The organism is Pseudomonas umsongensis (genome assembly GCF_002236105.1).
GTDB lineage: Bacteria > Pseudomonadota > Gammaproteobacteria > Pseudomonadales > Pseudomonadaceae > Aquipseudomonas > Aquipseudomonas umsongensis.
Genome location: NZ_NIWU01000002.1, coordinates 109,151 through 121,660, shown reverse-complemented (window position 1 = coordinate 121,660; position 12,510 = coordinate 109,151). Strand labels below are relative to the sequence as shown.

General features: G+C 58.1%; 11 protein-coding genes. 7 read left to right on the top strand and 4 right to left on the bottom strand.

Translation table 11 applies throughout. The features are described from left to right. Window positions 1-135: 135 nt before the first annotated feature. Both PSUM_RS10740 and PSUM_RS10735 read right to left on the bottom strand, forming a co-directional pair. Window positions 136-390 (bottom strand): hypothetical protein, encoded by a 255-nt coding sequence (locus PSUM_RS10740; RefSeq protein ID WP_083348219.1) that lies wholly within the window; start codon window positions 388-390, stop codon window positions 136-138. A gap of 272 nt (window positions 391-662) precedes the next feature. Then, window positions 663-2,246: a peptide chain release factor 3 gene (locus PSUM_RS10735; protein WP_033040112.1), complete on the bottom strand. Its 1,584-nt coding sequence runs from the start codon at window positions 2,244-2,246 to the stop codon at window positions 663-665. 439 nt (window positions 2,247-2,685) lie between these two features. Here PSUM_RS10735 and PSUM_RS10730 point away from each other — a divergent pair, with 439 nt between their 5' ends. The 6 genes from PSUM_RS10730 to PSUM_RS10710 all read left to right on the top strand — a co-directional run bounded on the left by PSUM_RS10730 (window position 2,686) and on the right by PSUM_RS10710 (window position 8,367). Further along, window positions 2,686-3,402, top strand: coding sequence for an ABC transporter permease (locus tag PSUM_RS10730; RefSeq protein WP_083348218.1), 717 nt, complete (start codon window positions 2,686-2,688; stop codon window positions 3,400-3,402). Window positions 3,403-3,422: 20 nt separating this feature from the next. Then, window positions 3,423-4,316: a glycine betaine ABC transporter substrate-binding protein gene (locus tag PSUM_RS10725; RefSeq protein ID WP_020796559.1), complete on the top strand. Its 894-nt coding sequence runs from the start codon at window positions 3,423-3,425 to the stop codon at window positions 4,314-4,316. Between the two features lie 12 nt (window positions 4,317-4,328). Next, window positions 4,329-4,982, top strand: coding sequence for an ABC transporter permease (locus tag PSUM_RS10720; protein ID WP_020796558.1), 654 nt, complete (start codon window positions 4,329-4,331; stop codon window positions 4,980-4,982). Beyond that, window positions 4,979-6,136 carry an osmoprotectant ABC transporter ATP-binding protein OsmV gene (locus PSUM_RS10715; RefSeq protein ID WP_020796557.1) on the top strand — a complete coding sequence of 386 codons (1,158 nt, stop codon included), beginning with the start codon at window positions 4,979-4,981 and terminating at the stop codon, window positions 6,134-6,136. Before PSUM_RS10720 ends, PSUM_RS10715 begins: the two co-directional genes overlap by 4 nt. 259 nt (window positions 6,137-6,395) lie before the next feature. After that, window positions 6,396-6,731, top strand: a complete 336-nt coding sequence (locus tag PSUM_RS31155; RefSeq protein WP_141195491.1) for a hypothetical protein — start codon at window positions 6,396-6,398, stop codon at window positions 6,729-6,731. A 472-nt stretch (window positions 6,732-7,203) separates the two neighbouring features. After that, window positions 7,204-8,367 (top strand): type III PLP-dependent enzyme, encoded by a 1,164-nt coding sequence (locus PSUM_RS10710; protein ID WP_020796555.1) that lies wholly within the window; start codon window positions 7,204-7,206, stop codon window positions 8,365-8,367. A 117-nt stretch (window positions 8,368-8,484) separates the two neighbouring features. Here PSUM_RS10710 and PSUM_RS10705 read toward each other — a convergent pair whose 3' ends face one another. After that, window positions 8,485-9,231, bottom strand: a complete 747-nt coding sequence (locus PSUM_RS10705; RefSeq protein ID WP_020796554.1) for a tetratricopeptide repeat protein — start codon at window positions 9,229-9,231, stop codon at window positions 8,485-8,487. Further along, complete coding sequence (locus tag PSUM_RS10700; protein ID WP_008057456.1) at window positions 9,228-9,908, bottom strand: Fe2+-dependent dioxygenase; 681 nt, start codon at window positions 9,906-9,908, stop codon at window positions 9,228-9,230. Before PSUM_RS10700 ends, PSUM_RS10705 begins: the two co-directional genes overlap by 4 nt. A gap of 207 nt (window positions 9,909-10,115) precedes the next feature. Here PSUM_RS10700 and PSUM_RS10695 point away from each other — a divergent pair, with 207 nt between their 5' ends. Next, the gene (locus PSUM_RS10695; RefSeq protein WP_083348217.1) at window positions 10,116-12,458 is read left to right on the top strand and encodes a TonB-dependent receptor; all 2,343 of its coding nucleotides are present in this window, start codon (window positions 10,116-10,118) and stop codon (window positions 12,456-12,458) included. Window positions 12,459-12,510: the final 52 nt, after the last annotated feature.

Sequence of the window (12,510 nt, the reverse complement as noted above, 5' to 3'; positions counted from 1 at the left end):
GTCGACAAAGATAGCGACTGACACGCTGCCTTCGCGAGCAAGCCCGCTCCCACAGGGATTTTGCTCGTTCATCCAACCCCTTCTATTTCGATTGCGCATTAATCGGGAGAGACGGGGTTTTCTTTTGTCTGCGATTTACGTCTGGCTGTCACCTTCTTCATCATCGGAGTCCGGCTCATCGGTGGTCGAGTCATCATCGTTGTCGGCACCACCCTGCCCCTTATCGCCCGGTTCCGATTCGGACTTGGCGATCATCAGATCACCATGGGTTCCCTGCCCGCTCGACGCCTGGGTTTCGTGATCATCGCATTCGGCCCAGACCGCAGAGCTGCCGAGTGCCAGCATCAGCAAAACCTTCAACAGCAACACAATGCGTAGCAACCTGTTCATAGTCGAATCCATCCTTTTGCAGGTGAAATTTCTGTGCCTGGCTGGCGCTCTGTGAAATCTAGTTCCGATCAGCCGGGTTCTCCAGATAGGACGCTAACGGCTGGGCGGAAATGCCGTGGACAGGGAGAATGGTTGGCAATAAGCGTTATGCCGAAAAGATCAAACGATCGCAGCCTTCGGCAGCTCTCACGCAGAGCGTGGGAACGATTGGGTTCGCCAACAAAAAACCCCGCAGCTTTCGCAACGGGGTTTTCGGTGTTTCAAGTCAACGCTTAGTGGTGCTCACGCGTCGCACGGAATTTCACGTCCGGCCAGCGTTCTTCCATCAGTGCCAGGTTGACCCGGGTCGGCGCGAGGTAGGTCAGGTGACCACCGCCGTCCAGTGCCAGGTTTTCCACGGCCTTGTTGGAGAATTCCTCAAGCTTCTTCTTGTCGCTGCACTCGATCCAGCGCGCGGAGTACACGGTGATCGGCTCGTAGGAGCACTCGACCTTGTATTCCTCCTTCAAGCGGCTGGCGACCACGTCGAACTGCAGCACACCGACGGCGCCGAGGATGATGTCGTTGCTGCGCTCCGGGAAGAAAACCTGGGTCGCACCTTCTTCGGCCAATTGTTGCAGGCCCTGGCGCAGTTGCTTGGATTTCAGCGGGTCCTTGAGGCGTACGCGGCGGAACAGTTCCGGGGCGAAGTGCGGGATGCCGGTAAAGCCCAGGACTTCGCCTTCGGTGAAGGTATCGCCGATCTGGATGGTGCCGTGGTTGTGCAAACCGATGATGTCACCGGCAAACGCTTCTTCCAGTTGCTCACGCTCGGAGGAGAAGAACGTCAGCGCATCGCCGATCCGCACGTCCTTGCCGGTGCGCACGTGGCGCATCTTCATGCCTTTTTCGTACTTGCCGGAGCAGATACGCATGAAGGCGATACGGTCGCGGTGTTTCGGGTCCATGTTCGCCTGGATCTTGAAGATGAAGCCCGAGAACTTCTCTTCCACCGGCTCCACGGTACGCTCGTTGGCCACTCGTGCCAGGGGGCGCGGCGCCCAATCAACGACGGCGTCGAGAACGTGATCGACACCGAAGTTACCCAATGCAGTACCGAAGAACACCGGGGTCAGTTGACCGTCGAGGAATTCCTGCTGGTTGAACTCGTGGCAGGCGCCCTGCACCAGTTCCAGTTGCTCGATGAAGCGCTCGTACTCGTCACCCAAGTGGGCGCGGGCTTCATCTGAATCGAGCTTCTCGATGATCTTGGTTTCGGTGCGTTCGTGACCGTGACCGGCGGTGTAGACAATGATGTAGTCGTCGGCGAGGTGGTACACGCCCTTGAAGTCACGGTAGCAGCCGATCGGCCAGGTGATCGGCGCAGCCTTGATCTTGAGGACCGCTTCGATTTCGTCGAGCAGTTCAATCGGGTCGCGAATGTCACGGTCGAGTTTGTTGATGAAGCTGACGATCGGCGTGTCACGCAGGCGGCAGACGTCCATCAGGGCGATGGTCCGTGGCTCAACGCCCTTGCCGCCGTCGAGGACCATCAATGCCGAGTCCACTGCCGTCAGGGTGCGGTAGGTGTCTTCGGAGAAGTCTTCGTGGCCCGGGGTGTCGAGCAGGTTGATCATGTGCTCGCGATACGGGAACTGCATGACCGACGTGGTAATGGAAATACCACGTTGCTTTTCCATTTCCATCCAGTCGGAGGTGGCATGGCGGTCGGACTTACGAGATTTCACCGTACCGGCTACCGCAATCGCCTTGCCCATCAGCAAGAGCTTCTCGGTGATGGTGGTCTTACCGGCATCGGGGTGGGAAATAATGGCGAAAGTGCGGCGTTTCGCGACTTCGGCGGCCTGTTTGGTCATGGGAAATCGCCTGGCAGGTGATTCAAAAAAGGGCGCAGATTATAGCCCAACTTGATTCAATAACCGAACCGTTGAGCACATTAGGGGTGGCCAAATGATTCTTCAGATGGGAACCTTTTAATACACGGAGACGTCCACTCCCCCGTAACGACCACTCGTCGGGGGCTTGAAATACCTGCAAAGCGGCCTGACGAGGCTGTGCTCATGGCTCAATAGCCGTACGCCTCCCCCTGTAGGAGCGAGCAAGCTCGCGATGGACGTTAACGACAACGCTGGGTACTTGAATGTGCGCGTTGTCTGAAGGTTTTTCGCGAGCATGCTCGCTCCTACAGGGGACCGCGCCCGGCATGAGCTGCTTCTCGCGATCATTTTTTCGGCAGCCAGGAATGGCGTTGCCACACGAGAAAGTGTTCGCCGACTGAAAAAAAGGAGTCCGCCTGTGGCTATTCGCTATGGCAAAGGGCTGATAGGAGGCGCGCTGGTAATCGCCCTTCTGGCCCTGCTGGTCCACTGGATCGGCATCAACACGATCGAACACTACCGCGACGATTTGTTGTTTTACCTGCAAGCTCATCTGATTCTCGTCCTCGCTTCCATGCTGGCCGCCCTCGTTGTGGGCATTCCTGCCGGCATCTTCCTCAGCCGCCCGACCATGGTTGGACGCGCCGAACGCTTCATGCAGGTCTTCAACATCGGCAACACCGTGCCACCTCTCGCCGTACTGGCCATTGCCCTGGGCGTCCTTGGCATCGGCAGCGGCCCCGCGATATTCGCCCTGTTCCTCGCTTCATTGTTGCCGATCGTGCGCAACACCTACGAAGGCCTGAAAAACGTCCAGGGTTCGCTCAAGGAAGCGGCCGTCGGCATCGGCATGACCCCGTCTCAGGTGCTGTGGCGGGTCGAACTGCCCAATGCCGTGCCGATCATCATCGGCGGCGTGCGCGTCGCCTTGGCGATCAACGTCGGGACGGCGCCGCTGGCGTTCCTGATCGGTGCCAACAGCCTGGGCAGCCTGATCTTCCCAGGCATCGCCCTGAACAACCAGCCGCAACTGCTGCTGGGTGCGGCCTGCACCGCCCTGCTGGCGTTGCTGCTCGACGGCCTGGTGACACTCGCCAGCCGTCTCTGGCTCGAACGCGGTTTGCGCCCGTCTTAAGCCCCGGCAAAGGAATCATCATGAAAACATCAAGCTTTTTACTAGGCTGCATGCTGCTGTTCGCAGGATTTGCCCAAGCCGCGGATAAACCCGTGATCCGCATCGGCGCCCGGGTATTCACCGAGCAAACCCTGCTCGCGGAAATCACCTCTCAATACCTGCGCGCCAAGGGTTATGACACCCGGGTGACCGGTGGATTGGGCAGTAACCTGGCCCGCAGCGCCCAGGAAAGTGGCCAACTGGATCTGATGTGGGAATACACCGGCGTGTCGCTGGTGGCCTACAACCATGTCACCGAAAAACTCGACAGCGCACAGTCCTACACCAAGGTGAAAGAACTCGACGCGAAAAAAGGCCTGATCTGGCTCACTCCGTCGAAGTTCAGCAACACATACGCATTGGCGCTGCCGGAAAAAACCGCAAAGGCCTACCCGCAGATCAACTCCATCAGCGAACTGAACACCGTGATGCAGGCTGAGGCGAAAACCAATCACCTTGTCGCGCTGGACACCGAGTTCGCCAACCGTTCCGACGGTCTGGACGGCATGGTCGACCTCTACGGCATGAACCTGACCCGCAAAAACATCCGCCAGATGGATGCCGGGCTGGTCTACACCGCCCTGCGCAATGGCCAGGTGTTCGCCGGCCTGGTCTACACCACCGACGGTCGCCTGAACGCCTTCAAGCTCAAGTTGCTTGAAGACGACAAGCACTACTTCCCGGACTACACCGCTGCGCCGGTGGTGCGTCAGGATTACCTCGATGCCCATCCGCAACTGGCGCAAGAGATCAAGCCGCTGGCCGAACTGTTCGATGACGAAACCATGCGCCAGCTCAACGCGCGGGTCGATGTCGATCACGAAAGCCCTTCATCCGTTGCCGCAGATTTCCTGCGCCAGCATCCAATCAAATAAGGAGGAAAAGCCATGGAATTTATCAACGCCTTTTCCCACCTCGACTGGGCACAGGTACTGCACCTGACCGGGCAACACATCACCCTGGTCGGCATCGCCGTGACCTTGGCGATCGTGGTCGGCGTGCCGCTGGGCGTCCTGATGACGCGCTTTCCGACGCTCGCCGGGCCGCTGCAGGCCAGCGCCACCGTGCTGCTGACCGTACCATCGATTGCCCTGTTCGGCCTGCTGCTGCCGTTCTACTCGAAATTCGGCCAGGGCCTGGGCCCGATGCCGGCCATCACCGCGGTGTTCCTGTACTCGCTGCTGCCCATCATGCGCAACACCTACCTGGCCCTGACCAACGTCGAACCGGGCATCCGCGAAGCCGCGCGCGGTATCGGCATGACCTTCGGCCAGCGCCTGCGCATGGTTGAACTGCCGATTGCCGTGCCGGTGATCCTTGCCGGCGTGCGCACAGCCGTGGTCATGAACATCGGTGTGATGACCATTGCCGCGACCATCGGCGCCGGTGGCCTCGGCGTGCTCATCCTCGCTTCCATCAGCCGCAGCGACATGTCGATGCTGATTGTCGGCGCAGTGCTGGTCAGCCTGCTGGCCATCTTCGCCGACCTGCTCCTGCAATGGCTGCAACGCTCGCTGACTCCTAAAGGACTGCTCAAATGATCGAACTTCAAAACCTCAGCAAGACCTTCCAAAGCAACGGCAAAGACGTGAAAGCCGTGGACTCGGTGAGCCTGACCGTCAATGAAGGCGAGATTTGCGTGTTCCTCGGGCCTTCGGGCTGCGGCAAAAGCACCACGCTGAAGATGATCAACCGCCTGATCACACCGACCTCGGGCAAGATCCTGATCAATGGCGAAGACACCACCGGTCTCGACGCAGTGACCCTGCGCCGTAACATCGGCTATGTGATCCAGCAGATCGGTCTGTTCCCGAACATGACCATCGAGGAGAACATCGTGGTGGTGCCGAAACTGCTCGGCTGGGACAAACAGAAATGCCACGACCGCGCCCGCGAGTTGATGAGCATGATCAAGCTCGAACCCAAGCAATACCTGCATCGCTACCCTCGGGAATTGTCCGGTGGCCAGCAACAGAGGATCGGCGTGATTCGCGCGCTGGCCGCTGATGCACCGCTGTTGCTGATGGACGAACCGTTCGGCGCAGTCGACCCGATCAACCGCGAAATGATCCAGAACGAATTCTTCGAGATGCAGCGGGCGCTGAACAAGACCGTGATCATGGTCAGCCACGACATCGACGAAGCCATCAAGCTCGGCGACAAGATCGCGATTTTCCGCGCTGGCAAACTGCTGCAGATCGACCACCCGGATACCCTGCTGGCCCACCCGGCTGACGACTTTGTCAGCAACTTCGTCGGCCAGGACAGCACTCTCAAGCGCCTGTTGCTGGTCAAGGCTGAAGACGCGGCGGATAACGCCCCGTCCGTCAGCCCGGAGACCTTGGTGGCCGAGGCGCTGGAACTGATGGACGAGCATGACCGGCGTTATGTCGTGGTCACCGACGGTGAGAACAAGGCGCTGGGTTATGTACGACGCCGCGACCTGCACCGTCAGACCGGTGCCTGCGCGCAGTACTTGCGCGAGTTCAACGCTACGGCGGCCTACGACGAGCATTTGCGTATCCTGCTGTCGCGCATGTATGAGTTCAATCGAGCGTGGCTACCGGTGATGGATGCCGAACGAGTGTTTCTGGGCGAGGTGACGCAAGAATCGATTGCCGAGTATCTGAGCTCCGGCAAGTCACGTGGCGGCAAGACCCAAATCGTTTCGCCGGCCGAAACTGTGTCGGCCTGATAGCCTGCTTCAACCGACCGCGTTCAACCGATGGAGGGGGGTAATAGGCTGCTTTATATTTTAGGAGCTGCCCCCTATTAGAAATAGAAAACTCTCACAAAAACACAATTTCCATTCTTTTTAACTCTTAAAACTAACACTTCAGATAGTTTCAACACCTTTCGATTCGTGACACCATCAGTCCGGATTCAAACAAATATCTGAATCACAACAGCTTGCTCGAGTGACCAATAACTTTTTCGAATCAAGGATTAGATTAATGAAAACTGAAACAACTGAAAGTGTGAAAAACGTGCCGAATGAAATCAGAATTAGCGGCATCCCTGCACAGCCTATAAAAACCGGAAACCCCCTCAATGCTAACACCGGTGTGAGCGTGCACGGCCCAAACGGAAGTACATTCCCCAATGAGTTTATCAACTGGGAAGTATCATCGCAGCCGGCTTCCAATATGACTGCCATTAAAACTGGCACTCAATTCGCAAGAATCCATTTGCCTAGTGTACAGAGAAGCTACAACGTAACAGTAACTGCAACAGTGCATAACTATCCAAACCTGAAAGCAATCACGACATTTGCTGTCAATGCAGTTTAATCAAATCTAGTTTTAAAAATCACCAAGCCAGCAACCCAACACATGTAGTCACTTTACTGCTGACTTTTCCACCGAAACAAAGTTTTTGTGGTGAAGGAGCTTGCTCACTCGCCACAAAAACCGTTCGAATTCCTTTCAAATCTCCCTCCTGGGGGAACATCAATCCGTCATCCCTGTCGGTTACACAGGTAGCTGTAGGCTGCCTTACGACGGATGCGTGCAAAAACGCGACATTTTTTGTTGATCTCAAGCCCCTCACGCCCTAAAGTTCGCGCCGAACGTCCATGCTGGAAACGATCCATCCGGCTCAAGTACTGACGACGAGACAGCAAGGCCAAGGGAAAGCAGCGCTTCCCATGGCCTTTTTGCTTTCGGCGACATGCCTTGGGAAGTAGGCGAACCAAAGTGGGGATACGGAGGACGTTCATTTGCACCCATTGATAATTTCAGTTTGCCAGTAGGAGTTCCCAGCATGTCGATCCAGGTCGAAGACTATTTCGCGCGTGAAACCTTCCAGAAAATGAAGGCGTTCGCCGACAAGCAAGAAACCCCGTTCGTGGTGATCGACACCGCGATGATCAGCCAGGCCTACGATGACCTGCGCGCCGGTTTCGAATTCGCCAAGGTCTACTACGCGGTCAAGGCCAACCCGGCGGTGGAAATCATCGACTTGCTCAAAGAGAAAGGCTCGAGCTTCGACATCGCCTCGATCTACGAGCTGGACAAAGTGCTGAGCCGCGGCGTCAGCGCCGATCAGATCAGCTACGGCAACACCATCAAGAAATCCAAGGACATCCGCTACTTCTTCGAGAAGGGCGTGCGCCTGTATGCCACCGACTCCGAAGCCGACTTGCGCAACATCGCCAAGGCCGCACCGGGCTCGAAAGTCTACGTACGCATCCTGACCGAAGGCTCGACCACCGCCGACTGGCCTCTGTCGCGCAAATTCGGCTGCCAGACCGACATGGCCATGGACTTGCTGATCCTGGCCCGTGACCTGGGCCTGGTGCCGTACGGCATCTCCTTCCACGTAGGCTCGCAGCAGCGCGATATCAGCGTCTGGGACGCCGCGATCGCCAAGGTCAAGGTGATCTTCGAACGCCTGAAGGAAGAAGACGGCATCGTACTGAAGCTGATCAACATGGGCGGTGGCTTCCCGGCCAACTACATCACCCGCACCAACAGCCTGGAAACCTACGCCGAAGAAATCATTCGCTTCCTCAAGGAAGACTTCGGCGACGACCTGCCGGAAATCATCCTGGAACCAGGCCGCTCGCTGATCGCCAACGCCGGCATCCTGGTCAGCGAAGTGGTGTTGGTCGCCCGTAAATCCCGCACCGCCGTCGAGCGTTGGGTATACACGGACGTGGGCAAGTTCTCCGGCCTGATCGAAACCATGGACGAAGCCATCAAGTTCCCGATCTGGACCGAAAAGAAAGGCGAGATGGAAGAAGTCGTCATCGCCGGCCCAACCTGCGACAGCGCCGACATCATGTACGAAAACTACAAGTACGGCCTGCCGCTGAACCTGGCGATCGGTGATCGCCTGTACTGGCTGTCGACCGGCGCCTACACCACCAGCTACAGCGCGGTTGAATTCAATGGCTTCCCGCCGTTGAAGTCGTTCTACGTGTAAGCGCTACACGCCGAAATCAAAAAGCCCATGACGAGTCATGGGCTTTTTTGTGCCTGAAATTTTTTGTACCTGATCGTTCCCACGCTCTGCGTGGGAACGATCTGTCTTCAGGTGTGCCTACAGTTCGGCGCAACGTTTGGCGTAGTCGTCGGCCATTGCGTGAATCCGGGGCTCGGTTGCGCCCATGAGCGCCTGGCTTGCCACCCGAAGAAAGTTCAGATTGCCATTGGCCAATGCCTTGCGTAGCCAGACCAATGCAGTATCGATACTCCCCTCTGCGGCCAACACCGCCGCAAAACTGAACTGCCCACGAAAATCCCCTCCCTCTGCCGAGCGCCGATACCAGTCCCGAGCCGCTTGGGGATCTGCCGGGCAAACACGCCCCTCTTCCAGATAGCGTCCCAGCAGGTTCATCGATTTCGCGTGGCCAAGCTCGGCAGCGCGGCGATACAGGTTCAGCGCCGACGATTGATCCTCAGCCACCCCACGCCCGGTCGCCAGCAGATTGGCGTAGTTGTACATCGCCCAATCCAGCCCCGCTTCTGCGGCGATTCGATAATGCCGGGCAGCCGCCGCTGCATCGGCCACACACCCCCAGCCGTGTTCGTGACATCGCCCCAGCATGTTGCGCGCCATCAGGTGCCCTTGTCGGGCGGCGATGTCGAACCAGCGCAACGCCAGCGGTTGATCCTGGGCGATTCCATTTCCATCCAGCAGGATCTGCCCAAGCAGCGCCTGGGCATCGACGAGTCCCTCGCGGGCTGCTGCTACGATCGCCTGGGCCGCACGGGCCGGGCTTTCGTCGAGCATGGCTTTGAGACGGTCTCCATCGAGTACCTCTTGGCGGCGCAATTGAAAACTCATACCTCGACCCAACGGCGCAACAGGTTGTGATACGTGCCCGTCAGGCGGATCAATGACGGGTGATCCGGCACGTCCTGGGTCAACTGCCGGATCGCCCCGTCCATCTCGAACAGCAGCGCACGCTGGCTGTCTTCGCGCACCAGGCTCTGGGTCCAGAAAAACGAGGCGTAGCGCGTACCACGGGTGACGGCGTTGACCTTGTGCAGGCTGGTGCCGGGGTACAGCACCATGTCACCCGCCGGCAACTTCACCCGCTGGGTGCCGTAGGTGTCCTGGATTTCCAGCTCCCCGCCGTCGTAATCCTCAGGTTCGCTGAAGAACAAAGTGGCCGAGAGGTCGGTGCGCACCCGTTCGATACTGCCCTTGGGCTGACGCACCGCGTTGTCGATGTGGAAATCGAAACTGCCGCCAGCCGTGTAACAGTTCAGTAACGGAGGAAACACCTTGTGCGGTAACGCTGCTGACATGAACTGCGGGTTTTTCCACAGCCGCTCCAGCATGGCCGCGCCGATTTCCTTGGCCAGCGGGTGGCCTTCCGGCAACTGCAGATTGTGCTTGGCCTTGGCCGACTGGTACCCGGCCGTGATCTTGCCATCAGCCCAATCGGCCTGTTGCAGAGCCTCGCGAATGCGCTGCACTTCTTCTTTTTCGAACAGGCCGGGAATGTGCAGCAGCATGGGGCAAGCACCAGAAAGCAAAGGGATGCCAATGGTATTGATTCTTATTGCCCTTGTAAAACCCGCGAGACGAACGAAACAGTAAAAACCGTAAGGCTAAATTGTAAAGATTGTAAATTCAGTGCGAATAGTAATTTTTCGCAATTGATACAAATACGTGTTTACACTATATTCCGCCGCCTCAAATCCTTGGGGAGGGGAATAAAAATGTCACGCCAACAACCACAACTACCGGTCAGTTCACCGCGTTTACTCGCTTCTGCAATTGGCGTGGCGATCACTGCCGGCTCTGCGGGCCAAATGGTTTTCGCGGCGGAAAAAACCAACGAGCAGGCACCGAGCAACACGATTTCCCTCGGCGCAACCGCGATCACCGGCGAAGCCCAGGATGAGACCTCCTACAACGTCGAAAAAGCCTCCTCGCCCAAGTACACCGCGCCCCTGGTAGACACTCCGCGCTCGATCACTGTCATCCCGCAACAAGTCCTCAAGGACACCGGCGCCCTGAACATGCAGGACGCACTGCGTACCGTCCCGGGCATCACCTTCGGTGCCGGTGAAGGTGGCAACCCTCAGGGCGACCGTCCGTTCATCCGCGGTTTCGATGCCCAGGGCGATACCTACCTGGACGGCGTGCGCGATACCGGTTCGCAGAGCCGTGAGATCTTTGCCGTTGAATCGATCGAAGTCAGCAAGGGCCCTAACTCCGCCATTGGCGGTCGCGGCGCTGCCGGTGGCAGCATCAACCTGGTGAGCAAGAAAGCGCATCTGGGCGACTCGTTCGACGGTGGCTTTACCTGGGGTTCGGACCAGACCCAGCGTTACACCATGGACGGCAACTACCAGTTCTCCGACACCGTTGCCGGTCGCCTGAACCTGATGAGTCACGAAAGCAATGTCGCCGGTCGCGAAAGCGTCGACTACGATCGCTGGGGCGTCGCGCCTTCTCTGGCCTTCGGCCTGGGCACCGACACCCGTGTCAACCTTGACTACTACCATCTGGAAAGCAACGACACGCCAGATTCGGGTATTCCCTACACCATCCCGGCCGGTGGCTCGGCTGCCCGCACCAAGTCCAATCCGGACAAGCCCTATGCCGGCGGCGATAGCAGCAACTTCTACGGCCTGACCGATCGTGACTTCCGCAAGGGTCGTACCGACACCGCGACCATCGCCATCGAGCACGACCTGAACGACGCGTTGACCGTCAAGAACACCCTGCGCCACGGCAGCAGCATGCAGGACTACATCCTGACCCAGCCGGACGACAGCAAGGGCAACGTCAACAACGGTACCGTGTGGCGTCGGGCCAACACCCGCGTCAGCAACACCGATACGACGACCAACCAGACCGACCTGTTTGGTGATGTCTACATCGCAGGCTTCAAGAACAGCTTCGCGACCGGTATCGAGTTGAGCCGCGAGGAAAGCAAGAAGTCCTCATATACCGTCAACACCGACACCACGCCAGGGACCACTCCAGTCACCACCACGTGCAACCCGGCAATCATCGGCGCACCCAGCGGCTACAACTGCACCTCGCTGTCGAACCCGAACCCGAACGATCCATGGAACGGTTCGATCACCCGCAACTACGCCGGCACCGACACCAAGGCGAACACCTACGCACTGTACGTGTTCGACACCCTGGAGCTGTCCGAGCAGTGGCTGGTGAACATGGGCCTGCGCTACGACCATTTCGAGACTCAGTACCGCACTTATGATGCCAGCGGGGCAACGGTCGTGAACAAAGGCGTGCCGGCCAAAGCCAAGGACACCAGCGAGTTCGTCACCGGTCAGTTCGGCGTTGTTTACAAACCTGCTGAAAACGGCAGCATCTACGCTTCCTATGCCACCTCTGCCACCCCGCCGGGGAACTCTCTGGGTGAAGCCGTGGAAACCAATTCGTTGCCTGGCACTCCTGATCGCAACGGCAACCAAATAAGCAGCGACCTGGAACCGGAAACCACCAAGAACTACGAAATCGGTACCAAGTGGGACCTGCTCAACGATCGCTTGTCGCTGACTGCCGATATCTTCCGCACCGAAAAAGACAACGCCCGCGTCCAGGTCGATACCACCACATACGAAAACGCTGGCAAGACCCGCGTCCAGGGTGTCGAGCTTTCGGCCACTGGCAAGATCACCGACAAATGGCAAGTCTTCGCCGGTTACGCCTACATGGACAGCGAGCAAGTCGACGGTGGTGACCTGCCGGCAAACAAAGCCAACGACGGCAACGAACTGCCTAACACGCCAAAAAACAGCGCCAGCCTTTGGACGACCTACCAGGTCACGCCAAGGCTGACCATCGGTGGCGGTGCGTTCTATGTCGACGACGTGTTCGGTAACGTGGCCAACACCACCATGGTCAATGACTATGTGCGCTACGACGCGATGGCCGCGTACAAGCTGACCAAGAACATCGACCTGCAGCTGAACGTGCAGAACCTGACCGACGTTACCTACTACGACAAGGCGTTCTCCAACCACTTCGCCAACCAGGCGGCGGGCCGGACTGCCTTGTTGAGCACCAACTTCCACTTCTGATAACAGAAGCATGGACACAAACCTGTAGGAGCTGCCGCAGGCTGCGATCTTT